Consider the following 21,534-nt stretch of genomic DNA (forward strand, 5'->3'; position numbering starts at 1 on the left):
TTGCTCGCCGACGGCGCCCGCCCGCTGGTCCTCCCCCTCTCCGGGGATGTCTCACAGCGATGGACGGGCCCTGCCCAGCTGCCCGCGCGGGATCAGCCGACATCGCTCTTCTGGCGCAGCCGCCATGCGCCTTTCCAGGGCGCCAACTGCCGGCGCTCTTCGGTCCCTTCTCTCTCATTGATTTCACGCAAGGACTTTCCTCATGCTCAAGAAGCAGCTCATCGCCGCGGTGATCGTCATCGTGGCCATCGCCGGCGTCCTCATCGCCGTCATCACCTCCAACAACACCCGCACGGACACGCCGCAAGCGTTGACCGCTGACCCCACCGTCGCCCCGGCTACCGCTGAGCTGGTCCGTGAGAACACCCGCTACCTGGATGAGGTCGGCGACGACGCGGTGACGGTCGTCGAGTTCCTCGACTTCGAGTGCGAGTCGTGCGCGGCGATGTACCCCTACGTCGAGCAGGTGCGGGAGAAGTACGCCGGCCAGATCAACGTCGCTGTGCGGTACTTCCCCATCCCCTCTCACCGCAACGCTAAGAACTCCGCCGTCGCCGTCGAGGCCGCCGCCCAGCAGGGCCAGATGCAGGCCATGTACTCCCGCATGTACGAGACGCAGATCGAGTGGGGCGAAAAGCAGACGTCCGAGGTCGACCGGTTCCGGGGCTTCGCCGAGGAGCTCGGCTTGGACATGGCCGCGTTCGACGCCGCGGTCGCTGACCCCGCGACCCTGGAGCGGGTCATCAGTGACCGTGCGGAGGGAACCGCTCTCGGTGTCACAGGCACCCCCACGTTCTTCGTCAACGGGAAGATGCTCGAGCTGACCGCGTTCGAAGACCTGGACCTGGCCGTGCAGAGCGCGCTGGACAATGGCTAACTCCAGCACGCAGCGACGCCGGCAAGATGCAGCCGCCCAGGCATCTCAACCGCAGCTGCCGCACCACCTCCCGCCACGCCATCAACTCAGGCGAGCCGGCATCGCCGTAGCAGCAGCGCTCGTCCTCGGCGTTGGAGTAGCCGGGTGCGCGAACAACGATCCGCTGGCACAGCAGTTCAGCGACGGATCGACCAAGAACTACATTGCCGGTGACGGCACGGTGGTGGAGATCCCGCCCGAAAACCGGGGTGACTCGATCGGGTTCGCCGGCATCGACGAGCACGGGAACCCGGTGGCGTCCACCGACTATGCCGGGCGGATCCTCGTTGTGAACTTCTGGTATGCCGAGTGCCCGCCCTGCCGGCTGGAAGCACCGGATCTGGAGGCGCTGAACCAGCAGTACCAGGACCAGGGCGTCGCGTTCCTCGGCGTGAACGTCCGCGACGAGGCCGACACCGCGCGGGCGTTCGCGACCCAGTTCGGCATCACCTACCCGTCGATCATCGATACCGTCGACAGCGGCGTGCAGCTCGCCTTCGCGGGCAAGATCGCACCGAACGCCGTGCCATCGACGATCATCCTCGATACCGAAGGGCGTCTCGCCGCCCGGGTCACGGGGCTTGCTGAGAAGTCGGTGCTGAACGCGCTGATCAGCACCGTCCTGGAGACAACGCCATGACGTGGGCCGAGACCGTGTTCGGTGGGCAGCTACTGCTCGCGATCCCCATCGCGTTGTTGGCGGGGCTCGTGTCGTTCGTGTCCCCGTGCGTGCTGCCGCTCGTGCCGGGCTACCTCGGCTACGTCGGAGCTCTCGCTGACTCGAACGCTCGCACCAGTCGCCGGCGCCTGCTGATCGGGGTGGCGTTGTTCGTGGCCGGATTCGCGGTCGTGTTCATCGCCTACGGGGCCCTGTTCGGAGCGTTGAGCGTGTGGCTGCTGCAATGGCAGGACGTCGTCACCCGCATCCTCGGCGTGATCGTGATCCTCATGGGTCTCGTGTTCGTCGGCCAGATCGGGTTCCTGCAACGCTCGTTCACGCCGACCTGGCGACCCGCCGCAGGTCTCGCCGGCGCACCGGTGCTCGGAATCGTGTTCGGCCTGGGATGGACACCCTGCTTCGGCCCCACCCTGGCCGCGATCAGCGCCCTGAGCCTCAGCAGCGGATCCGCCGGCCGCGGTGCCCTTCTGGGGTTCATGTACTGCCTGGGACTCGGGATCCCGTTCCTGCTGGTCGCGCTGGGCCTGGGCTGGGTCACCGGGTCGGTCGCCTTCGTCCGCCGTCACATCCGCGCCATCAACCTCGCCGGCGGCCTGATCCTCGTCCTCGTCGGCATCGCCATGACCTCCGGCCTGTGGACTCAGCTCGTCAACCAGATCCAGGGACTCATCAACGGATTCGTCCTCCCCATCTGAGCACTCACAAGGCGCCGAAGACCCCACAGCGCTCTATCTCGGCGTCACTTCCATCGTCCTTGCCCCTGTCTCCTCGGATCCCATATGGGCCGTACGCAGCCCCCAGAGGACGCGCGGCATCTTCGCGCATCAACAAATTGTATTTTGGAACTTTTTGCCCCCCCGACTGGAGGCTCATGCTCTCTAGTAATTACACGTACCGTTCGCACTTCAATTTGATAGAAAGCTGTACTACCAATGAATGATGACATGACGAATATGACCTCGATGTCACCCGCTTTTCCCGTCTGGTTGACACCCCTTTCGTGGTTTTTTGTGGCGCTCGGAGTGATCAGTGCTGTCATACTTGCTTACAACATCTTTGGCCGGCGCTGGTACCAGCGAAACAGGGCCATGAACGTCGTGTGGCCGGTTGCTGGTCTGTTCCTTGGTCCGGTAGCGATTTGGGCGTTCAATCGTTGGGGTAGAAGCGGAGACGCCGCAGCGCCCAGCTCACAGACACGACACTCCCATGAGCTCAACGGGCAGACGATCGCGGGGAGCACACCTGGCGGCGCCGCGGCAACTGTCGGTCACTTCATCGGAGTGCCGCTCGTCGTCGCGAGCGGTGCGACCATCGCGGGTACGAACTTGTGGGTGATGATCATCGTCATCGCACTTCTAGCCATCGGCATGCTGTTCGTCTTCGAGTACTTCTTCGCATCCGAAGCGTCCAGCCTCGCCGTAAAGCGCAAGGCAGGCGTTGCACTGCTCAGTGCCGCCCTCACGGTCGTTGCGTTCGACGTGGGCATGGGCGGCTGGATGCTCCTCATGCACTTCGGGAACTTCATGCCTGCACCGAGCGATGTGCGGTTTTTCTTCTTGATGCAACTCGGGCTTGTCTTTGGGTTCCTAACTGCCTATCCGATGGTGAGGCAGCTCCTTCGACGACGCATCACCGCGGCCGCGTAAATCGTTACTCGGCAGTTCACATGATCTATGCGCTGCGCCGATCCTTCGTAGGAGCGTCGTCTTTGCGGAAGACCTGGAGGAGTGCCCAGCCGGCGACACCGCACGTGGTGAAGATGTCCGCGACGTTGAAGATCGCGAACCCGTCGATAGCGAGGAAGTCGACGACCTCGCCCGTGAGGGGCCCCTCGGCTGCTCGGCTGATGCGGTCCCAGATGTTCCCGGCCGCGCCGCCGGCGGCGAGGGCCAGCAGACCAGTACCGCCCATCGGTGCACCTCGCGCGGCACGCCACAACACCCACGCCGTCAAGGCGCTTGCCACGACGATCAAACCCGCCGCGAGAGGAGGCCCGAGATCTGCTCCAAGGCCGAAGGCCACCCCGGGGTTGAAGATCAGCTCCAGCCGGACGCCGAGGCCGAGCTCGATGGTGCTGCCGTCGTTGAGCTCGCGAAGCGCCCACTGCTTCGTCACCCGATCAGCCGTGAACGCCACCAGAATCAGCACGATCGAGGTCGTTACGCGCCGTGATGCCGTGCTCGACATCGTCAAGCGACAAGCCCGATCAGCCTCGGCACAACGCCGGACTCGATCAGGATGAACAGTCCGAGACCGATGAAGACCGCCGGAACGAGCCAGTGCTCGACCTTCTCGAGCAGTTCCGTCACCGTCTTGTTGGTTCCTACGACTCGTGCGACGAAGCACCACACCGCGACGAGGATGAAGAACACGATGATCGTGACCACCGTGTCGCCGACCGGACTGGTGCGGAACACCGGTGTGTAGAGCGAGATGTTGTCCGCGCCATTCGCGATCGTGATCCCCGCGACGCCCAGCAGCCCCACGGCGCTGATCGAGCTCTCGTCGTCATCATCGCCTCGTGCTCGAAGAGTGCGGATCAGCCCATAGATGCCGATCGCCAGCGGAATCAGGCCCAGCAACCCCACCCACTCATCGGGGATGATCGTCAGCCCCGCCGCGGCGATGACACTGATCGCGACGAGTACCGCGAAGCCCAGGTACTGCCCCGCCACGACCTTCCAGCCCGGTAGTGCTCCACGCGTGGACGCGAGGAACAGAACTGTCAGAACGACGATGTCATCGATGTTCGTCGCGGCGAACAGACCGATCGCTGCCGCGATCGTCCCGATCACTGCGCCGCTCCAGCACCGGCGTCGATACCTGCCGGCATGCCTGCGGCGCTCTGATTGCTCGACGTCGACCCATACCTGCCGCACAGATCCACCTGTAAGCCCGTAGCTTCTAGCAGCGCTTCGGCAGCTTCCAGTAGATCCAGCAACTCCGGTCGAGCCAGAGAGTAGAAGACCTGCCGCCCCTGAGTACGCCCGACGATCAGGTTGCACTCGCGGAGACAGCTGACGTGCTCGGACACCGTGGACTGCGCAAGTCCCAGCTCGGTCACCAGGTCGCTGACCCGTGCCTCGCCTAGTTGCAGCCGCCGCACAATCTGGAGACGTCGCGGATCCGCGAGGGAATGGAAGAGGGAGACAGCAGCCGAAGTACCGCGCTCGTTAGTTATCGCCATGCACCGATACTATCGGGTATCACCGATGAATTGCCGCCGGAGACCGATGAGACGCCCCATGAGATGCCCGCGGATCCCAGCAGGATGGCGAGACTGAATAGGCTGGTGCCGCCAATACGTACCCTGCCGACGTGCGTCTCGACACCGGCGACCGCCAGGTGCCGCTGCTGCGGCCCTGGGACGAGACCGGTGAGGCCAGAACCCTGTCAGCGCTCGATCACGAAGAAGACGCTGCCCTCAGCAACAGCAACCGCTCGACGAGCGGGACGGACTTGCGCGTATGAAGTATCTCAAAGTCCTGTATGTCGCAGCCATATGCCCGGGCTGCGCGAGGAGCCCGTCGCGTGCAGTGGCAGGCACATACACAGCTGCGAAGATACCCCCAGGGGGTACGCTGGGAGGCATCCGCAAAGACTTGGAGATCCTGTGACTACGCCAAGCCGTCTCAATTTGCTGCCCGTGGCATCGACGCCGTGCGGCTGCTGCGCTCCAACTGGAGCGACTGCCATGGTGACGGCGCCGACCGCGGAACCGGCGAGCACTGCAGAGTTCGGAGTTACCGGAATGACCTGCTCCCACTGCGTCGTCAGCGTGACCGAAGCGGTCGCAGCGCTTGACGGTGTCGTCGATGCTCGTGTCGATCTGGTCGTCGGCGGAACGTCGCGACTGCGGGTCCGCAGCGACCGTCCGATGAGTGAGGGCACGGTCGGAGCTGCTGTCGTTGAGGTCGGCTACACGCTCGAGCCGTTGAGCTGACTCCTGCCGCTTATCTAGGTGCAGAGAAGCGACGGACTTGATGAACTCGTTAAGGCTTTTGCCGGCGATCGGTGTGATGAGGCCGTTCAGCCGCCGCATCGCGGTGGCTGGGCTGGGTGTGGCGACGCTGCTTGGTCTGGTCGGCTGTGCTGCCGGTGCACCTAGCGCAACAGCGGAGCTGGAGCACGTGCACGGCTTGGATTACGACCCGGCAACCGGCCGCACCTACGCAGCAGCGCACTCCGGCCTCTGGCTGATCCCCACCGACACGCTCACGGATTACGGCACCACCACCCCTGCCACGGACACCACGGAGGACGGGCCTCTGGGCGGTGTCGCTCAGGACACGATGGGCTTCACGGTTTCCGCTGCCGCAGAGGGCACACTGTTCGCCTCTGGACATCCGGATCCCGCTGCGTCCGAAGCGTTGGAGCAGCCCAACCTCGGGCTGATCCGCAGCATCGACTACGGCGACTCCTGGGAATCCGTGTCATTGCCTGGTGAGACTGACTTCCACGACATCGCCACCGCCACGCTCCCCGACGGGCAAACGCGAGTCTATGGCTACGACTCCGGCCGCGGCGTGGTGCGCATCAGCGACGATACGGGCACCACCTGGGCCGACGGTGCATCCATAGCGCTTCGGGATCTCACCGTCGACGCCGCTGATCCGGACCGGGTGTTCGCTTCGACAGCGGAGGGGCTGGTTGCAAGCAGCGATGCGGGCCGCACCTTCACCGCAGTGCCCGGCGCCCCGACCTTGTATCTGATTGACGCGGTGCCGGAAAGTGCGGGAGGCGGCCTCGTTGGGGTCGCTACCGATGGCCGGATCTGGACGTCAACGGCCGGGCTGGAGTGGTCCGGGCACGGATCTGCCGCCGGAGCGGTAGAAGCCTTCAGCTACGTCGAAGGCCAGACCCCCTGGATCCTGGCCTTCGACGATCGCGGTGTGGTCGCGAGCTCGGACTTCGGTCAAGAGTGGACCGTGTTGCGCTCCCGCTGACCGGAATCCGGCACAAGGCGTCACCGCAGGCTGCTGCTACATACTTACGCCCCGCGTGAGCGCAGGAACGGCATGGGCGAGGTGGCCACGCCGCCCTGGCGGATCTCGAAATGCAGGTGGCAACCGGTCGACAGCCCAGCGTTGCCGACCGCGCCGATCTGCTGTCCCGCCTGGACGGTCTGCCCCGTGCGGACCATCACTCCGTACGAGTACATGTGGCCGTACACGCTCGTCACCCCGTTGCCGTGGTTCAGGGTGATCGCGTTGCCGAACCCGCTGGCTCCGCCTGCGAATTGCACGGTGCCGGCGGCTACGGCGTAGATCGGTGTGCCGCAGCCGGCGCCGAAGTCGTCGCCGGCGTGCAGCTTCCAGTACCCGAGAATCGGATGCAGGCGCATGCCGTAGGACTGGTACGACCCGTAGCTCCGGATGGGCATGGTCCAGCCTGAGCTGGAGGTCTGACCGCTCGAGGACGGCGGTCGGGGTGCGTTTGCCGGAGGACGCGCCCCGGCGTATGCCGCTGCCGCACGTGCTGCGGCAGCCGCACGTGCCTCTGCCTGCTTGCGGGCCTCCTCGGCAGCAGCCTCCTGGCGCTTCCGCTCGCCGATGGCGTAGCCCTCCTCGATGGAGATGCGCGAGTCGCGCAGCGTCGTGAGCTGCGCAGAGAGTTCGGCGCTGCGCGCCTGCTGCTCAGCCAGCGCTTGATCCGCTCGAGCCTGCGCTTCGGATGCCTCTTGCAGCGCCGCCTGTGCAGTAGCGGCCAGACCGGTGAGTTCATCCTTGGCTACAGCAGCCTGCTTGCCGAGCGATTCCGCAGACTTTGCCGCCGTGACGGCGCTGGCAAACGCGGTGTCCTGACGGTCGGCGAGCTTGCTCGCGGTACCCATCTGACGCAGGAGACCTTCGGCTTCGTCGCCGCTGGTGAACAGTCGGAGGCTGACGTCGCCACGTCCACTACGTCGGGAAAGCTGTGCCACGAACTGGCCCACGCGCTGCCGTGCTTCGTCGGCCTCGGCCTGGGCGTTCTCGGCCTTGCCCTGGAGCGCTTCGAGCTTCCCGGTCGCCTCATCGACAGCGTCGATCGCGGCCTGGTGCTCGTCAGCGCGCTGGAGCGCGACCGCGTTCGCTGCTTCGACCTCGGACGCCAGGCCGTCGATGAGCAAGGTGATACGGGTGACCTGATCCGCTGTGGCCTGCTCGTTGCCGCGTGCTGCCTGCACCTCGGACCACGTCGGGTACTCCTCGGCGGCCTGCGCCGAGGGGATGCCGACGCCCAGGAGGAGACCGATCGCTGTCAGCAGGGCGGCGATGCGCACGCGCGAGGCCGACCGGGCCGGGCGTCCGACGACGCCCGGCCCAGCCGACTGTGCTCCCCCGGCAGGAGAGGGGTCACCGGTCACCTGTGAATGCATCAGCGCACGTTGGCGCTCAGCCACGCGTAGGGATCGACGCGCTTGGTCCCGTAGGCGATCTCGAAGTGCAGGTGCGGGCCGGTGCTGGCACCGGTGGTACCGACACGGCCGACCGGGGTACCTGCTTCGACGACCTGCCCTGCACGCAGCGGCACGGATCCGAACTGCATGTGCGCGTACGTGCTGCTGATGCGTGTCCCGTCGATCTCGTGATCGATGACGACGTGCACGCCGAGGCCGGTGTTGGAGCTCACGACCTGCCGGACGACTCCTGCCGCGATGGACTGGATAGCGGCGCCGTTTCCGGGGTCGAAGTCAAGGCCCTGGTGGTACGAGGAGCATCCCGAGCACGGGGACACCCGCGGTCCGAAGCCACTAGAAAGTCGTAGCGATGAGGGGATCGGCCAGCGCACGTCGGTGCCGGCCGGGACGGCAGTCGACAGCGCGGCGCTGGTGCTGGCACCGGACGGGGTGGTGCTGAGCGTCTGCACGGGAACCACGGGCGGCGGCGGCGGAGGCGGCGGCAGTGTGACGGAGAAGCCCTGTTCCGCGGTGACGGTGTAGTTCGCGCCGTCGACCTGCAATGTCTGGACCTCACCTGTGGTGGGATTCTGGTACGTCACGGCGCCGCCGGTCACATCGTCCGGGACCGCGTAGGCGGGTAGGCCGTAGGTGACGGCGATCGCGCCGGCGGTCAGCATCGCGCCGATGGCGGTCTTCCACGGGCTGGTACCGGTGCGGCGCGCACGTGCGGTCGGCGAGGTGGTGTTGTGCTGGATGGTCCGGGCCCGGCGGCGGGCTTCCTGCTGCCAGGTCAGAGTGCGGCGGAAGTCAGTGGGAGGAACATCGGGGCGTTCGAACGTGGAGCGTCGGGTGGCCGTCGGGCGCGCGGGCCGGGTTACGCGGGTCGGCCGGTTCAGCCGGTTGCGCAGTGCGGGTGTTTCGTGGAGCAACGAGTGCCTTTCATAGGGGCACGCAGGCATGACGGCAGTACGGGCTGCCATCGCCTGCGGGAGGGAGGGGGAACGAGAAGAGGGCGCGTTAGGAGGTCTGGAGCGCGCGCATGCGGGAGATCTCGTCTTCCTGCGTAGCGACGATGCCTTCTGCCATCTCGATGGCGTCCGGGTTCTGGCCGTCCTCGATCTCGGTCTGCGCCATCTCGATGGCGCCGGTGTGGTGCTCGATCATCTGGGTGAGGAACAGCTGCTCAGCCTCGGTGCCCTCGGCGGCGTCGAGGTCCTGCATGTCGGAGTCGGACATCATGCCGTCCATGCTGTGGTCCATGCCGGACATCTCCTCGATGCCCCACTCGTCCGACCAGGCGCTCAGCTGCTCGATCTCGGGCACCTGCGCTTCCTTGATCTCGGTGGCCAGCGCCGTGATCTCGTCGCTGATGCCGGTCTTGGCGAGGAGCATGTCGCTCATCTCGATGGCCTGCTCGTGGTGCGGGCGCATCATCTGGACGAACATCTCGTCCGCCTCGTTCACGTTGTTGCTTCCGCTCTCGACTTCGGCGGAGGTGCTGGCCTCGGGTGTTGCTCCGGGGTCGCTGGCAGCGCATCCGGTGAGCGTCAGCGCGGCCGCGAGGGCGATGCCGGCGCGAAGGAGCGGGGTGGTGTTCTTCATCGTCTGTCTAGTCCTGTTCATGCAATCGGGATGGCAGGGCTAGATCCGTGCAGCGCATGGCGCCACGGATCAGCCCGGGTCTCGGGTCGATGCAGAACAGGTCAGATGCGGAAGACGGACAGCGCGGCAGGCGTCGGCGGGGACGGCAGCCATGCCGCGTCCCAGGCGACGCGTGGGCGAAGTCGTCTACCGAGCGGGTCGTCGAGGTGCGGGGCACCCCGGAGCGCTCGAAGGATGGCGACGCCGAGAGCGGCAAGGAGCATCAGGGTGGCAGATGCCACCAGGACCACGCCGCCGAGCGTGCCGGCGAAGAGGACGTCCGAAGCGGGCGCCGCAGCGACGAAGGCCGGCACTACTGAGGCATCGGTGCGACTGTCAGCAACCCCATGACCGGTGCCGGGAGCATGCAGATCATCGGCGGCATGCAGGTGTGGCGTGCCCAGGGACTCACCCCAGCCCTGCGCAGTCGGGCTCATCACGACAAGGCCCACGATGACCGCGATGAGAGCCACGATCTTCACCAGCAACCCGAGGAACGGGGCACCAGCGAGGCGGCTGTGGAGGGTCGGAGTCGACACGGTGACCATGCGAACTCCTTCCTGTTGCCGCTGCTACTCGGCGTACGTTACCCGATCGTGACGTCAACACCACACGAGGGCGATGTGTTCACACCCTCCTACCTGGTAGCCGTCACGACTCCCGACGCGCGCCTAACCAGTATGCCCCATGTGCAGGCGGGTACCCCTAGGGGGTATGCAAATACCCCCGGGGGGTATACATTCGGGGCCATGAACGATCGTCGATCTGACTCTTCTCACGTGCAGTCGCACCACCAGCACGACACCCCCGCGACGTCGGGCGATCATCACGCCCACGCTGCCGCCAGCGGCGGCCCCCAGGAGCAGCACGGCGCCATGGGCGGGCACGGCCATGCCGGGCATGGCGGCGGGCATGGGGATCACGTCGCGCAGTTCCGGCGGCTGTTCTGGATCATGCTGATCCTCGCGATCCCGGTCGTCGGCGCCAGCGGGATGTTCGCGATGATCCTCGGCTACACGCTCCCCGACGTCGCCGCCCTCGGCTGGGTCTCTCCCGTTCTCGGGACCCTCATGTACGTGTGGGGTGGGCGGCCGTTCCTCACGGGCGCCGTCAGCGAGCTGAAGAGCCGTCGTCCGGGGATGATGCTGCTGATCGCGCTGGCGATCACGGTCGCGTTCCTCGCCTCATGGGGGGCGAGCCTCGGGCTGCTGGATCACGAGCTCGACTTCTGGTGGGAGCTGGCGCTGCTGATCGTGATCATGCTGCTGGGGCACTGGATCGAGATGCGCTCCCTCGCGCAGACCTCCTCCGCGCTCGAGTCCCTCGCGGCGCTGCTTCCCGATGAAGCCGAACGCGTCGACGGCGATGACGTCGTGACGATTTCACCGGCCGAGCTCCGCGTGGGGGACGTGGTCATCGTCCGTCCCGGTGGGCGGATCCCTGCTGATGGCCTGATCGTGCAGGGCACAGCCGATGTGGATGAGTCGATGATCACCGGTGAGTCGCAGCCGGTGTCTCGAGGCCCGGGCGCCCGGGTAGTCGCCGGCACCGTCGCGACCGACACCGCGATCCGCGTTCAGATCACCGCGATCGGTGACGACACCGCACTGGCGGGCATCCAGCGACTCGTCACCGAGGCGCAGAGCTCCACCTCGCGCGCGCAGCGTCTCGCCGACACCGCCGCCGGATGGTTGTTCTGGTTCGCCCTCGGCGCCGGGATCCTCACTGCGATCGCGTGGACGCTACTCGGCCGGCCAGAAGACGCGGTGATCCGCACCATCACCGTCCTCGTCATCGCCTGCCCGCACGCGCTCGGGCTCGCGATCCCGCTGGTGGTGTCCATCGCCACCGAGCGCGCCGCGAAGGCCGGGATCCTGATCAAGGACCGCCTCGCGCTGGAGACGATGCGCACCGTGGACACGGTCCTGTTCGACAAGACCGGCACCCTGACCAAGGGCGAGCCCACCGTCGTGGACGTGCTCAGCACCGGCCGACGTGACGCGGACGGTGTCCTCGCCATCGCGGCCGCTGTCGAAGCCGATAGCGAGCACCCTCTCGCGCGCGCCATCGTCGCCGCCGCTGCCCGGCGCGACCTCGCCGTCCCCCGGGCACGGGAGTTCCAAGCGTCCACGGCGGTCGGCGTCACCGCACAGGTAGACGCCGCAACGATCAGCGTCGGCGGCCCCGCGATGCTCGACTCGCACCACGCGACCCCGATGGATGGGACGAAGCAGTGGGTGCAGGAGGGCCGGATCATCCTGCACGTCCTCCAGGACGGAGACGTGATCGGCGCGATCGCCCTCGCGGATGAAGTACGCGAGGAATCTCGGCACGCCATCCACGCCCTGCACGCCGCCGGCGTGGAGGTGGTCATGATCACCGGCGACGCCGAAGCCGTCGCGCACACCGTCGGCGACGAGCTCGGCATTGACCGGGTCTTCGCGGGAGTGCGCCCGGAGGACAAGGCTGCGAAGGTCCGCGAGCTCCAGGACGAAGGCCGCAAGGTCGCCATGGTCGGGGACGGCGTCAACGACGCACCGGCCCTCGCCCAGGCGGACGTCGGCATCGCGATCGGCGCCGGCACCGACGTGGCCATCGCGTCCGCCGGCGTGATCCTCGCCTCCGACGACCCCCGCTCGGTGCTGTCCGTGATCCACCTCTCCCGCGCGAGCTACCGGAAGATGAAGCAGAACCTCTGGTGGGCAGCCGGCTACAACCTCATCTCCGTCCCGCTCGCCGCCGGTGTCCTCGCGCCGATCGGGTTCGTGATGCCCATGTCCATCGGCGCCCTGCTGATGAGCGCATCCACCATCGTCGTCGCCCTCAACGCGCAACTGCTCCGCCGAATCGATCTCCGCCAGGGCGGCATCTGATCAGACGGTGGCGATGAGCCCCGCGAGGGAGTCGAGGGCGCCAGGCACGAGGCGGTAGTAGGCCCAGCTGCCGCGCTTGTCGCGACTGAGGATGCCGGCGTCGACGAGGACCTTGAGGTGGTGCGAGACGGTCGACTGGCCGAGGCCGAGCGGCTCGGTGAGGTCGCAGACGCAGGCCTCCTGGCCGTCGTGCGCGGCGACCATCGAGATGACACGGAGCCGTGCGGGGTCGGCGATCGCGCGCAGTGATCGGGCGAGCTTGTCGGCGTTCTCGGCGCTCATCGCCTCCCGGGTGAGCGGTGCGCAGCACGCGGTCACGTCGGCGATGGGGAGCATGTCAAGAACGGCCATGCAGCCGATCCTGCCACACATTGACAGCCGTCGATGGGTTACGTCATGCTCGGTTCATCGACGTACGTCGATGCCCCCGCTGACCGAAAGACGCGACACCCCTCGATGCCTCCTGCTGCTCCTGCTCCCGTCCGCCTCGGCACGACCGACCGGCTGCTGCCGGTGTGGATCCTCGCCGCGATGGGTGCCGGCCTCCTGCTCGCGGTGTCCGCCCCTGCGGTCGGCGAGGCGCTGCACGCGTTCAGCGTCGGGTCGGTGAGCGTCCCGATCGCCGTCGGGCTGCTGGTGATGATGTACCCGGTCCTGGCGAAGGTCCGGTACTCGGACGCCCGCCAGGTCGCCGGCGACCGGCGCCTGCTGATCTCGTCGCTCGCGATGAACTGGATCGTCGGCCCCGCGCTCATGTTCGCCCTCGCGTGGCTGCTGCTGCCGGACCTGCCGGAGTATCGGACGGGCCTGATCATCGTGGGCCTCGCCCGGTGCATCGCGATGGTGCTGATCTGGAACGACCTCGCGTGCGGTGACCGGGAGGCTGCGGCGTTCCTCGTCGCGGTCAACAGCGTCTTCCAGGTCCTCGCGTTCGGCGCGCTCGGCTGGTTCTACCTCCAGCTCCTGCCGTCCTGGCTGGGCCTTCCGACCACGAGCGCGGAGTTCTCGTTCTGGGCCATCACCGCGTCCGTGCTGGTGTTCCTCGGGATCCCGCTGCTCGCCGGGTACCTGTCCCGCCGCATCGGCGAGAAGGCCCGCGGTCGCACCTGGTACGAGGACCGGTTCCTGCCCAAGGTCGGCCCGTTCGCCCTCTACGGACTGCTGTTCACGATCGTCATGCTCTTTGCGCTCCAGGGGCAGCAGGTCATCGACCGGCCGCTGGACGTGGTCCGCATCGCGATCCCGCTGATCATCTACTTCGCCGTCACGTTCCTCGTAGGGTTCCTCCTCGGGAAGGCCGTGGGCCTCGGCTACGAGCGCACCACGACCCTCGCGTTCACCGCGGCGGGGAACAACTTCGAGCTCGCCATCGCCGTCGCGATCGGGACCTTCGGCGCGACCTCCGGGCAGGCCCTCGCCGGCATCGTCGGCCCGCTGATCGAGGTCCCGGCGCTGCTCGCCCTCGTCTACGCCGCCCTCTGGCTGCGCCCTCGCCTGTTCCCCACCCGCACCACGGACCCGGCCATCGCCGCCGATCCCGCCGCCTCAGCACTCGACCCGGTCGCCGACCGGGTCTGACCTTCCACCGCACACGTTAAGGAGTCTTCGATGACCGACACCACCGCTGCCCCCACCGTCCTGTTCGTCTGCATCCACAACGCCGGCCGCTCCCAGATGGCCGCCGGGTACATGCGCGAACTGTCCGGCGGGACCGTGCAGGTCCGCTCCGGCGGCTCCGAGCCTGGCGATCAGATCAACCCCGTCGCCATCGAGGCCATGGCCGAGGAGGGCATCGACATCTCCCAGGCCGTGCCGCAGCTCATGACCACTGAGCAGGTGAAGGACTCGGACGTCGTGATCACGATGGGCTGCGGCGACGTGTGCCCGATCTTCCCCGGCAAGCGGTACGAGGACTGGGAGCTCACCGACCCCAGGGGCAAGGGCCTGGATGAGGTCCGCCCGATCCGCGACGACATCAAGAACCGCGTGCAGAAACTCCTCGCCGAGCTCCAGCCCGCCACCCGCTGACCCGCCCACCGCCTCTGAGGAGCCCCGTATGTCGATGACCCTGACCGTCCCGCCCCGCACCGACGAGCGACGCCTCGCCGGCCTGCCGGTCGCGATCATCGGCGCGGGCCCCGTCGGGCTTGCCGCGGCCGCGCAGCTGCTCGAGCGCGGCATCGACGTCGTCCTCTACGAAGCAGGTGACACCGCCGGCGCCGCCGTGAAGCAGTGGGGCCACACGCGCCTGTTCTCCCCGTGGGAGTACCTCGTCGACGACGCCGCAGCCCGACTCCTGGATGCCGGCGGCTGGGATGCGCCCGCGGCGAAGCGCCTCCCCACCGGGCACGACCTCGTCGACAGCTACCTCGCCCCGCTGGCCGCGACCCCGGAGCTCGCGCCGCGGATCCGGTACAGGACCCGGGTGCAGGCGGTGACCCGGCAGGGCATGGACCGCACCCGCTCCACGAAGCGCGCATCCGCCCCGTTCCTTCTCCGCCTCGACACCGCGGCCGGTGTCGAGGACGCTCTCGCTCGGGCCGTCATCGACACCTCCGGCACCTACGCCTCCCCGAACCCCCTCACCTCCAACGGCCTCGCACCCGCGGTCCCGGCCGAGGTCGCGGACCGAATCAGCCACGCCCTGCCCGACGTCCAGGGCGCCGACCGGGCCCGGTTCGCCGGCCGGCACGTGGTTGTCGTCGGCGCCGGCCACTCCGCCGCGAACACCCTCATCAAGCTCGCCGCCCTCGCCCGCGAAGAACCCGGCACCACCATCACCTGGGCCATCCGCTCCACCAGCCCCGTCCGCGTCTACGGATCCGCAGGGGACGAGCTGCCCGAGCGCGGCGCGCTCGGCGGCATCGTCCACGACCTCGTCCGCCAGGGCGCCATCACCCTCATCGACCGGTTCGAGATCGACCAGGTCGCCGCCGCCGACGAGGACCGCGTCGCGCTCGTCGGGCGGCGCCGGAACGACCCGTACCGGGTCGAAGCCGACATCGCCATCAACGCGACCGGGTTCCGCCCGAACCTCGACATGCTGCGGGAGATCCGCTTGTCGCTGGACGAGATCGTCGAGGCGCCGCGCCTGCTGGCGCCGCTGATCGACCCGAACCTGCACTCCTGCGGCAGCGTCCCCGCGCACGGGGTCGCGGAGCTCGCGCACCCGGAGCCCGGGTTCTTCATCGCGGGCATGAAGAGCTACGGCCGCGCGCCCACGTTCCTGCTCGCCACCGGGTACGAGCAGGTCCGCTCCATCGCCGATGAGCTCGCCGGGAACCACGACGCTGCCCGCCGCGTCCAGCTCGTGCTCCCCGAGACCGGTGTGTGCTCGACCGACGTCGGCACAAGCTCCGACGGGTCAAGCTGCTGCGCGTGATCCGCCCCCTCGTCCCGGCCGACTGGCCTGCCGTCCGGGACATCCACCAGGAGGGCATCGACACCGGCCACGCCACTTTCCAAGCCACACCTCCGGCGTCCTGGGACGAGTTCGACGCCGGCAAGCTCGACGTCGGGCGCCTGGTTGCCGTCGACGGCGACCAGGTCCTCGGCTGGGTCGCCATCTCCCCGACTTCCACCCGGGAGGTCTACCGGGGCGTCGTGGAGCACTCCGTCTACGTCGCCGCCGCGGCGCGTGGCCGCGGCATCGGCCGTGTGCTCCTGGATGCGCTCACCGAGGCGGCCGACGCCGCAGACATCTGGACGATCCAAGCGAGCCTGTTCCCGGAGAACACCGCGACCCTCGCCCTTCACGCGGCGGCCGAATTCCGGCAGGTCGGCACCCGGGAACGCATCGCCCGCATGACCTACGGGCCGCTCGCGGGCGTCTGGCGTGACACCGTGCTCATCGAACGGCGTCGTCGACACGCCCCCGATGCGCGTCGGAGTTGACAGACCCACGATGTCCCCCCACTACTTGAAAGTGGGGAAGGTCGCGGACGAGCAGGACCAGTGACTTCACCCCTTAGGTTGAAGATGTCGGACTCATGCTGGCGCATCGCCGTGGCGTGGGTTCCTCCCCTACGGTTGTAGGTGCACGGCACATCTGCGTCCTCGTGTCTCCGGTCAAAGAGTCGTATGATGAGCACGTCGGTGGATATCTATGTCCGGAACGGGTTCGCGCCTAGGCCAGCGATGAGCTGGCCTTTTTCACGCCCGGCGCCGTCGCTACCCCAGCTGCCGGGGGCGGATCGTGCTTGACACGGGTGTCACAGTGAGCCGATAGGCTCGCGCCAAATCGTGGGGCCGATCGCGTCCGTAGCCGTCGAGACGACGTAGCCGCACGGTCTTCGGTAGGTAAGCCTCGTGTCCTTGACACGTGTGCGAATCCGGCTCAATAGACTCGCGTCACTTCGTGCGGGGCCACTGCGCCCGATCATCTGCGACGTCCCTTCCTCAAGCCAGCCCACGGGCTGGCTTTTTTCATGCCCGCACGCCCCCGGAGTGCCATCCGCACTTTTTCGACCAAGTCGGTCCTCAGCGGCGTACTTCGGGCATGTCAGCTGAGCAGCCCGGGCGCCCATGGCGCTCTCCTCCAGTGTCCCCAGCGACGCGATCGTCGTCGCGACCCCAGAACTCATCGCACCATCCGGTGCGATGTCAGATGGGAGCATTCACGCTCCCAACCCGGCGGAGGTTTGACATGCTCAACCTGCTCTTCGGGTGGCTCCCCAAGGTGAACCCCACCGTGGTGCTGTGCGTCCTCGCCCTGATCGTGATCCTGGTGATCGTCGTCGTCTCGACGCTCACCTTCATCGTGATCCTCGGGCCGAGTGGCACGCCCACCGAGCGCGTGGTCCTCATCCTGGACACGATCGGCGACATGAACGCCGACTCGAGCCACTAGCCCGAAAATGCCCCTCCCTCCGGGTAGGGAGAGCTCTGTCTTCAAGCGTCTCGAAAAGCAATAGCTTTACGAGACACGATGATCTGCCCGTTCGAGCAGCGTCGAGCCAGCCTGATTGCTGAGCCTCTGACGCCTCGGTAAGTCGTCTCACCGTGAAGTGTCTCGGAGGGACCTGCCACCGGTGTTTCTGAGGCAGACTGCTCGGGTGAGGCTTCTGGGATACACGCGGGTAAGCACGACGAGTCAGGATGCGCAGCTGCAGCTCGACGCGCTCGTGAAGGACGGCGTGCAGAAGCGGGACGTGTTCGCCGACGTCACCTCCGGTAGCCGGGCCGCGATCGAGCGGCCGGGGATGAAGAAGCTGCTCGAGTACGCCGAGGACGGCGACACCATCGTCGTCTGGCGCATCGACCGCCTCGGCCGCTCCATGCTCGACGTCCTCAGCACCGTGAAGCTGCTGCGCGAACGCGGCGTGCAGATCCGGTCCATCTCCGACGGAATCGACCCGGCGACCACTTCGGGCCGGCTGATGCTGGGCATGCTCGCGAGCCTGGCTGAGTACGAGCGCGAGCTCATCGTCGAGCGCGTCAATGCCGGTATCGCCGTCGCGCGTGCGAATGGAACCAGCTTCGGCCGACCCAAATCCGATCCAGCCATCATCGCCGACAAGCTCCGCGCCGCTGCCGACGCTCGAGCACGCGGTCGAACCGCGGAGGAGGCAGCACAACTCGTCGGGTGGAGCCGGGCGACCCTGTACCGGCATCAGGCCGAAGCAGCCCGCACGGCCACCGATTCGTAGGGGCGCGACAGTGCGCTTATCGGCGTAGGTCGACCTTCGGGTCCCGGTCGACAACGTCGAGGGCAGGCTCAATGAGCTCGTGCCCGAGCAGCTCGTCGACTTCCGCCCAGCGGCTTGTCCAGCCCTGGAGGCGTGGGTGCATGTGCCCCAACAGGGTGCGCATGTCGCTCAGGATCAGCCGAGGAGCGCGCCTGATCTGGATGCCGCCCTCACCCATGCCGGGCTGAGGGAACCCGAACACGACGGGCTCGCAGTGGTTGATGCGGTTGCGGGCAGAGTTCAGCCCGTGCGCGAGACCGTGGATCTGCTTGCGGGTGCCGTAGGGGAAGTACGCCTCGAGGGCGGGTTCCCAGAGATCACGCACGTACTGCGCCTTGACGCCGTCGGGCGTGTGAGCACCGCGGCCGAGCAGGTTCACCCACGTTCCGAGCATCAGCTGAGCGACCACCCTCCCGGCGGGTGCCTTCGGCCCCACCTTCCTGATCGCGTCATCGATCTGATCCCGCGTCTCCTCGTCAAAGACATCGCGCTTGAGCTCGAACCACCGCTCCCCGAACGCCGCCGTCAAGGCACGATGCAGGTGCTCGCGTAGCGTGATCTCGACGAGCCGGAGGCTGGCGTGCAGGTGCGATGACAGCTGCGCATCGACGACGTAGAGCTCCACGGCCGCCCGGTCCGCGCCACCGGTCGCGCTGCGGAAACGGCGCAACCGTACCGGCGCGATGCTCTGAATGAGCGCCTTCTGCTCGTCCAGATCAGGTAGTGGGATCATCGCCCTCACGGTACAGTGGACGCATACTCCCGCAGTTGACGCGCTCTCTGAGTAGTTGGCTGTTTCGGGTTTCGGAAGCCGTCGTAGTTCGTGTCACCCCTTGGACCTGTGGAAGGTTCGAGGGAGACCGATCACGGCGGCTTCACCCGTTAGCCGCATGCGGCCGATTCGCTTGGACTGCGCGGAGCGGCCAGTGGGATCGTAGGGGCATGTTCCAGCCCCAGAACCTCGCACGCACCGCCCGCATCACCAACGCCATGGCCTGGTTCGGGCTCGCGGTGTTCTTCCTCGCGTTCGCCGGAGAGCGCACCTACACGGCATTCACGGCCGGTGCTGGCGTCCTGGTCGGGTGGATCCTCCTCGTGGCCGCCGGGGCCCTCATGGTCACGCTCGGCACGATCGAGGCCGTACGGCTGCGCCGCCTCGCACGTGCGGCCGCGGGCGATTGAGACGAGGCTGAGCGCATGTGTGGACGCTTCGTCGTGACCCGGGCCTCCGGAGACCTCCTGCCCGACCTGCTGGATGCGTTCGATCCACTGCGGGACGACTTCAACGTCGCACCGACCCGCGACGTGTCCCTCGTGCGCGAGCGCGACGGGGAACGGTCGATGCCGGCCGTGCATTGGGGGTACGTGCCCGGGTGGGCGAAGGACTTCAAGAAGCAGCGGCCGCAGCCCATCAACGCCCGCATCGAGACCGTCTCCACCTCGCCCATGTTCCGCAAGTCGTTCGCCACCGCGCGGGCGATCATCCCGGCGGCCGGGTACTACGAGTGGGTCGTCACCGAGACAGGCAAGCAGCCGCACTTCATCTACCAGCCGGACGCGGCGATCGCGATGGCCGGCATCGTGTCCGCGTGGCCGGATCCGACCAAGGCGGAGGACGACCCGGACAAGTGGCGCCTCTCGATGGCGATCATCACCCGCGACGCGCACGTGGCGCCGGGCGAGGTCCACGACCGAATGCCGGCGTGCCTGACGCCGGACGCGTACGAAGACTGGCTCGGTGACCACCTGCCGGCGGAGGACCTCCTCAAGCTCCTCGACCGGGAGTCGCTCCAGGTCTCGCACGACCTCGAGCACTACGAGGTGTCCCGGGACGTGAACAGCGTCCGGAACAACCGGCCAGATCTCGTCGACCCGCTCCCCTCCTGACCGGGCGCATTTCCCCGCCTCCCTAGACTCCGAGCAGAGGAACCAACAGCCGGGGGGCACAAATGGCGAAGAAGACCACCACACAGCTCGTCGACGACATCGACGGGACCGTCCTCGGAGAGGACAGCACCACCGTCTCGTTCTCCCTCGACGGCACGGACTACGAGATCGACCTCAGCCCAGAGCACGCGGACGAGCTGCGTGAGGCGTTCGCGCCGTACATCGCTGCCGGCCGGAAGGCTGCTGGCGGTCGCCGTGGGCCGGCGCCGCAGCCGCTGTCGAAGGCTGCAACCAGTGGCAACGCGGCCGAGCGCAGCGAGGCGCGTGCCTGGCTCCGCGAGAACGGCCACAAGGTCGGCGTGCGCGGCCGAATCTCCGCCGAGCTGATGGCCCTGTTCCGCGACCGCTAAACCCCCTGCCGCCCGCCCTAGTCGGGAGGCAGAACCCGCATCGCGGTGTCCTTCGTGGGCCAAGCAACTTCTCGCAAACCAGTTCGCTTACCTAATATTGCTGTTGCTTTCATATACATAACAACGGCCGAGTCGATAGCGAAAGCGACCGTACTAAGGTCAGCTGAAATGTTAACAGTGAGCGTTCCGTCCGCTTCGCTTTTCTCAGGCCGATTTACAGTGGACATGCGGAGCGTTCCCGAAAGGGATGGATGAGTCAGTCCCGACAAGATCCCATAAGTGCCCCGAAGTTGCCCCACAGGCAGGCCCACAAAATCAGCAGTGTCGCCGATGATTGGGCCGAATCCCGGGCGATCGACAATTTCTATATCTAGCGCATCAGCAACCTTATTGAGCAGTTCCTTTCTTCTTTTTACGATACGGGCGTTCTTGCGGAGCATTTCAGCTTTGAACGATCGAGCCTCTTTAGTATCTTCATCATAAGCACCTATTACCGCCCTGATATTCGTGTCGTCGTAAATCATATCGGCCCATCTCACTGACAGTGCTCGACTGCGTCGAATGCGCGGATCATCAGGACTTAACAACCAGACGGCTAGGGCCGACGCCTCAAGAGCAGACCGCATCAAGGGATATATCCCGACAATAGGAACGCGTAGAGCCCCATCATCGTCAAGAACTAACCGCGCAGTCGCAAGAACATCTGCCGCGTTGGTGAGACAGTTGGCGACGACATGGCTGAGATGGTAGGGCTCGAGCGCTTTGTCATCGAGTGTCAGCGGATATCCAGGGTTTGCAAGATTTGTAGGTATAGCACTCTTTGCATGCTCCGCTATGTCTTCTAATATGAGGAGCTGGTGAGCAATACGGGCGCGAGAATCGCGATCAGACACTGTCTCTCCTCGTGGTGCGCCTTGGGGGCATAGGCACCCCTCGGCACCCTCAAGTCCTCATTATCCGCGCTTTGACTTAGTGCAGCGCTTGTCGGCAGTCCTATCTATGCTCATCGACGAGCGTGGCCGGATGCTCCCACATCGACAAGATCGACGAAGGAGACCA

The 21,534-nt window shown here is 66.8% G+C and carries 27 protein-coding genes; 17 read left to right on the top strand and 10 right to left on the bottom strand.

Annotation, left to right across the window (positions count from 1 at the left end; translation table 11 throughout):
- The first annotated feature begins 202 nt into the window (after nt 1–202).
- The 4 genes from FGI33_RS14990 (at nt 203) to FGI33_RS15005 (ending at nt 3,241) form a co-directional block, all read left to right on the top strand.
- Nucleotides 203–877, top strand: a complete 675-nt coding sequence (locus FGI33_RS14990) for a DsbA family protein (protein WP_237582577.1) — start codon at nt 203–205, stop codon at nt 875–877.
- Nucleotides 870–1,556, top strand: a complete 687-nt coding sequence (locus tag FGI33_RS14995) for a TlpA family protein disulfide reductase (protein ID WP_194676213.1) — start codon at nt 870–872, stop codon at nt 1,554–1,556. The genes FGI33_RS14990 and FGI33_RS14995 overlap by 8 nt, the downstream gene beginning before the upstream one ends.
- A complete protein-coding gene (locus FGI33_RS15000) occupies nt 1,553–2,290 on the top strand; it encodes a cytochrome c biogenesis CcdA family protein (RefSeq protein WP_194676214.1) in 738 nt (245 codons plus the stop codon). Before FGI33_RS14995 ends, FGI33_RS15000 begins: the two co-directional genes overlap by 4 nt.
- Before the next feature lie 249 nt (nt 2,291–2,539).
- Nucleotides 2,540–3,241, top strand: coding sequence for a DUF4396 domain-containing protein (locus FGI33_RS15005; RefSeq protein ID WP_194676215.1), 702 nt, complete (start codon nt 2,540–2,542; stop codon nt 3,239–3,241).
- A gap of 25 nt (nt 3,242–3,266) precedes the next feature.
- Here FGI33_RS15005 and FGI33_RS15010 read toward each other — a convergent pair whose 3' ends face one another.
- From FGI33_RS15010 to FGI33_RS15020, 3 genes are read right to left on the bottom strand one after another with little or no spacing between them, the layout of a single operon-like run.
- Nucleotides 3,267–3,743: a signal peptidase II gene (locus tag FGI33_RS15010; protein ID WP_237582578.1), complete on the bottom strand. Its 477-nt coding sequence runs from the start codon at nt 3,741–3,743 to the stop codon at nt 3,267–3,269.
- A 41-nt stretch (nt 3,744–3,784) separates the two neighbouring features.
- The gene (locus tag FGI33_RS15015) at nt 3,785–4,390 is read right to left on the bottom strand and encodes a cadmium resistance transporter (RefSeq protein ID WP_237582579.1); all 606 of its coding nucleotides are present in this window, start codon (nt 4,388–4,390) and stop codon (nt 3,785–3,787) included.
- Nucleotides 4,387–4,782, bottom strand: coding sequence for an ArsR/SmtB family transcription factor (locus tag FGI33_RS15020; RefSeq protein ID WP_237582581.1), 396 nt, complete (start codon nt 4,780–4,782; stop codon nt 4,387–4,389). Before FGI33_RS15020 ends, FGI33_RS15015 begins: the two co-directional genes overlap by 4 nt.
- 131 nt (nt 4,783–4,913) lie before the next feature.
- Here FGI33_RS15020 and FGI33_RS15025 point away from each other — a divergent pair, with 131 nt between their 5' ends.
- The 3 genes from FGI33_RS15025 (at nt 4,914) to FGI33_RS15035 (ending at nt 6,541) form a co-directional block, all read left to right on the top strand.
- Nucleotides 4,914–5,066 carry a hypothetical protein gene (locus FGI33_RS15025; protein ID WP_194676219.1) on the top strand — a complete coding sequence of 51 codons (153 nt, stop codon included), beginning with the start codon at nt 4,914–4,916 and terminating at the stop codon, nt 5,064–5,066.
- 280 nt (nt 5,067–5,346) lie between these two features.
- Nucleotides 5,347–5,538, top strand: coding sequence for a heavy-metal-associated domain-containing protein (locus FGI33_RS15030; RefSeq protein ID WP_228504371.1), 192 nt, complete (start codon nt 5,347–5,349; stop codon nt 5,536–5,538).
- Between the two features lie 37 nt (nt 5,539–5,575).
- Nucleotides 5,576–6,541 (top strand): WD40/YVTN/BNR-like repeat-containing protein, encoded by a 966-nt coding sequence (locus tag FGI33_RS15035; protein WP_194676221.1) that lies wholly within the window; start codon nt 5,576–5,578, stop codon nt 6,539–6,541.
- Nucleotides 6,542–6,585: 44 nt separating this feature from the next.
- On the opposite strand, the gene FGI33_RS15040 is transcribed toward FGI33_RS15035, so the two are convergent.
- The 4 genes from FGI33_RS15040 to FGI33_RS15055 form a co-directional block, all read right to left on the bottom strand.
- Nucleotides 6,586–7,857 (bottom strand): M23 family metallopeptidase, encoded by a 1,272-nt coding sequence (locus FGI33_RS15040; RefSeq protein ID WP_237582583.1) that lies wholly within the window; start codon nt 7,855–7,857, stop codon nt 6,586–6,588.
- A gap of 95 nt (nt 7,858–7,952) precedes the next feature.
- The gene (locus tag FGI33_RS15045; protein ID WP_228504374.1) at nt 7,953–8,906 is read right to left on the bottom strand and encodes a M23 family metallopeptidase; all 954 of its coding nucleotides are present in this window, start codon (nt 8,904–8,906) and stop codon (nt 7,953–7,955) included.
- Nucleotides 8,907–8,994: 88 nt separating this feature from the next.
- A complete protein-coding gene (locus FGI33_RS15050; protein ID WP_194676223.1) occupies nt 8,995–9,579 on the bottom strand; it encodes a DUF305 domain-containing protein in 585 nt (194 codons plus the stop codon).
- Nucleotides 9,580–9,680: 101 nt separating this feature from the next.
- Nucleotides 9,681–10,166, bottom strand: coding sequence for a hypothetical protein (locus FGI33_RS15055; RefSeq protein ID WP_237582585.1), 486 nt, complete (start codon nt 10,164–10,166; stop codon nt 9,681–9,683).
- A gap of 15 nt (nt 10,167–10,181) precedes the next feature.
- Between FGI33_RS15055 and FGI33_RS15060 the strand changes: the two genes are divergently transcribed.
- Nucleotides 10,182–12,491 (top strand): heavy metal translocating P-type ATPase, encoded by a 2,310-nt coding sequence (locus tag FGI33_RS15060; protein ID WP_420022563.1) that lies wholly within the window; start codon nt 10,182–10,184, stop codon nt 12,489–12,491.
- Here the strand turns inward: FGI33_RS15060 and FGI33_RS15065 are convergent, their stop codons facing one another.
- Entirely contained in the window at nt 12,492–12,842 is a 351-nt protein-coding gene (locus tag FGI33_RS15065) for an ArsR/SmtB family transcription factor (protein ID WP_194676224.1), read from the bottom strand.
- A 105-nt stretch (nt 12,843–12,947) separates the two neighbouring features.
- Here FGI33_RS15065 and arsB point away from each other — a divergent pair, with 105 nt between their 5' ends.
- From arsB to FGI33_RS15095, 6 genes are all read left to right on the top strand, one after another.
- Entirely contained in the window at nt 12,948–14,069 is a 1,122-nt protein-coding gene (gene arsB, locus FGI33_RS15070; protein WP_237582586.1) for an ACR3 family arsenite efflux transporter, read from the top strand.
- A gap of 30 nt (nt 14,070–14,099) precedes the next feature.
- The gene (locus FGI33_RS15075) at nt 14,100–14,519 is read left to right on the top strand and encodes an arsenate reductase ArsC (protein WP_194676226.1); all 420 of its coding nucleotides are present in this window, start codon (nt 14,100–14,102) and stop codon (nt 14,517–14,519) included.
- A 28-nt stretch (nt 14,520–14,547) separates the two neighbouring features.
- The gene (locus FGI33_RS15080; RefSeq protein ID WP_194676227.1) at nt 14,548–15,873 is read left to right on the top strand and encodes an NAD(P)-binding domain-containing protein; all 1,326 of its coding nucleotides are present in this window, start codon (nt 14,548–14,550) and stop codon (nt 15,871–15,873) included.
- Nucleotides 15,864–16,385 carry a GNAT family N-acetyltransferase gene (locus FGI33_RS15085; RefSeq protein ID WP_410374659.1) on the top strand — a complete coding sequence of 174 codons (522 nt, stop codon included), beginning with the start codon at nt 15,864–15,866 and terminating at the stop codon, nt 16,383–16,385. The genes FGI33_RS15080 and FGI33_RS15085 overlap by 10 nt, the downstream gene beginning before the upstream one ends.
- Before the next feature lie 751 nt (nt 16,386–17,136).
- Nucleotides 17,137–17,340: a hypothetical protein gene (locus FGI33_RS15090; RefSeq protein WP_194676228.1), complete on the top strand. Its 204-nt coding sequence runs from the start codon at nt 17,137–17,139 to the stop codon at nt 17,338–17,340.
- Nucleotides 17,341–17,545: 205 nt separating this feature from the next.
- Entirely contained in the window at nt 17,546–18,139 is a 594-nt protein-coding gene (locus FGI33_RS15095) for a recombinase family protein (protein WP_237582587.1), read from the top strand.
- A 16-nt stretch (nt 18,140–18,155) separates the two neighbouring features.
- On the opposite strand, the gene FGI33_RS15100 is transcribed toward FGI33_RS15095, so the two are convergent.
- The gene (locus FGI33_RS15100; RefSeq protein ID WP_237582588.1) at nt 18,156–18,911 is read right to left on the bottom strand and encodes a hypothetical protein; all 756 of its coding nucleotides are present in this window, start codon (nt 18,909–18,911) and stop codon (nt 18,156–18,158) included.
- A 209-nt stretch (nt 18,912–19,120) separates the two neighbouring features.
- Here FGI33_RS15100 and FGI33_RS15105 point away from each other — a divergent pair, with 209 nt between their 5' ends.
- The 3 genes from FGI33_RS15105 to FGI33_RS15115 all read left to right on the top strand — a co-directional run bounded on the left by FGI33_RS15105 (nt 19,121) and on the right by FGI33_RS15115 (nt 20,475).
- Nucleotides 19,121–19,360 carry a hypothetical protein gene (locus FGI33_RS15105; protein WP_237582590.1) on the top strand — a complete coding sequence of 80 codons (240 nt, stop codon included), beginning with the start codon at nt 19,121–19,123 and terminating at the stop codon, nt 19,358–19,360.
- Between the two features lie 15 nt (nt 19,361–19,375).
- Nucleotides 19,376–20,065, top strand: a complete 690-nt coding sequence (locus tag FGI33_RS15110) for an SOS response-associated peptidase (RefSeq protein WP_237582591.1) — start codon at nt 19,376–19,378, stop codon at nt 20,063–20,065.
- Nucleotides 20,066–20,127: 62 nt separating this feature from the next.
- Nucleotides 20,128–20,475, top strand: a complete 348-nt coding sequence (locus FGI33_RS15115) for a histone-like nucleoid-structuring protein Lsr2 (protein WP_237582593.1) — start codon at nt 20,128–20,130, stop codon at nt 20,473–20,475.
- Between the two features lie 17 nt (nt 20,476–20,492).
- Here FGI33_RS15115 and FGI33_RS15120 read toward each other — a convergent pair whose 3' ends face one another.
- Nucleotides 20,493–21,368 (bottom strand): hypothetical protein, encoded by an 876-nt coding sequence (locus tag FGI33_RS15120; protein ID WP_237582594.1) that lies wholly within the window; start codon nt 21,366–21,368, stop codon nt 20,493–20,495.
- Nucleotides 21,369–21,534 lie beyond the last annotated feature (166 nt).

The sequence above is a fragment of the Clavibacter phaseoli genome (assembly GCF_021922925.1).
GTDB lineage: Bacteria > Actinomycetota > Actinomycetes > Actinomycetales > Microbacteriaceae > Clavibacter > Clavibacter phaseoli.

Excerpts from the sequence above, each read along its gene's own strand:
- FGI33_RS14990 (WP_237582577.1), top strand. The coding sequence starts at position 203 with ATGCTCAAGAAGCAGCTCATCGCCGCGGTGATCGTCATCGTGGCCATC.
- FGI33_RS14995 (WP_194676213.1), top strand. The coding sequence starts at position 870 with ATGGCTAACTCCAGCACGCAGCGACGCCGGCAAGATGCAGCCGCCCAG.
- FGI33_RS15000 (WP_194676214.1), top strand. The coding sequence starts at position 1,553 with ATGACGTGGGCCGAGACCGTGTTCGGTGGGCAGCTACTGCTCGCGATC.
- FGI33_RS15005 (WP_194676215.1), top strand. The coding sequence starts at position 2,540 with ATGACGAATATGACCTCGATGTCACCCGCTTTTCCCGTCTGGTTGACA.
- FGI33_RS15020 (WP_237582581.1), bottom strand. The coding sequence starts at position 4,782 with ATGGCGATAACTAACGAGCGCGGTACTTCGGCTGCTGTCTCCCTCTTC.
- FGI33_RS15030 (WP_228504371.1), top strand. The coding sequence starts at position 5,347 with ATGACCTGCTCCCACTGCGTCGTCAGCGTGACCGAAGCGGTCGCAGCG.
- FGI33_RS15050 (WP_194676223.1), bottom strand. The coding sequence starts at position 9,579 with ATGAAGAACACCACCCCGCTCCTTCGCGCCGGCATCGCCCTCGCGGCC.
- FGI33_RS15055 (WP_237582585.1), bottom strand. The coding sequence starts at position 10,166 with ATGGTCACCGTGTCGACTCCGACCCTCCACAGCCGCCTCGCTGGTGCC.
- FGI33_RS15065 (WP_194676224.1), bottom strand. The coding sequence starts at position 12,842 with ATGGCCGTTCTTGACATGCTCCCCATCGCCGACGTGACCGCGTGCTGC.
- arsB (WP_237582586.1), top strand. The coding sequence starts at position 12,948 with ATGCCTCCTGCTGCTCCTGCTCCCGTCCGCCTCGGCACGACCGACCGG.
- FGI33_RS15075 (WP_194676226.1), top strand. The coding sequence starts at position 14,100 with ATGACCGACACCACCGCTGCCCCCACCGTCCTGTTCGTCTGCATCCAC.
- FGI33_RS15080 (WP_194676227.1), top strand. The coding sequence starts at position 14,548 with ATGTCGATGACCCTGACCGTCCCGCCCCGCACCGACGAGCGACGCCTC.
- FGI33_RS15090 (WP_194676228.1), top strand. The coding sequence starts at position 17,137 with ATGCTCAACCTGCTCTTCGGGTGGCTCCCCAAGGTGAACCCCACCGTG.
- FGI33_RS15100 (WP_237582588.1), bottom strand. The coding sequence starts at position 18,911 with ATGATCCCACTACCTGATCTGGACGAGCAGAAGGCGCTCATTCAGAGC.
- FGI33_RS15105 (WP_237582590.1), top strand. The coding sequence starts at position 19,121 with ATGTTCCAGCCCCAGAACCTCGCACGCACCGCCCGCATCACCAACGCC.
- FGI33_RS15110 (WP_237582591.1), top strand. The coding sequence starts at position 19,376 with ATGTGTGGACGCTTCGTCGTGACCCGGGCCTCCGGAGACCTCCTGCCC.
- FGI33_RS15115 (WP_237582593.1), top strand. The coding sequence starts at position 20,128 with ATGGCGAAGAAGACCACCACACAGCTCGTCGACGACATCGACGGGACC.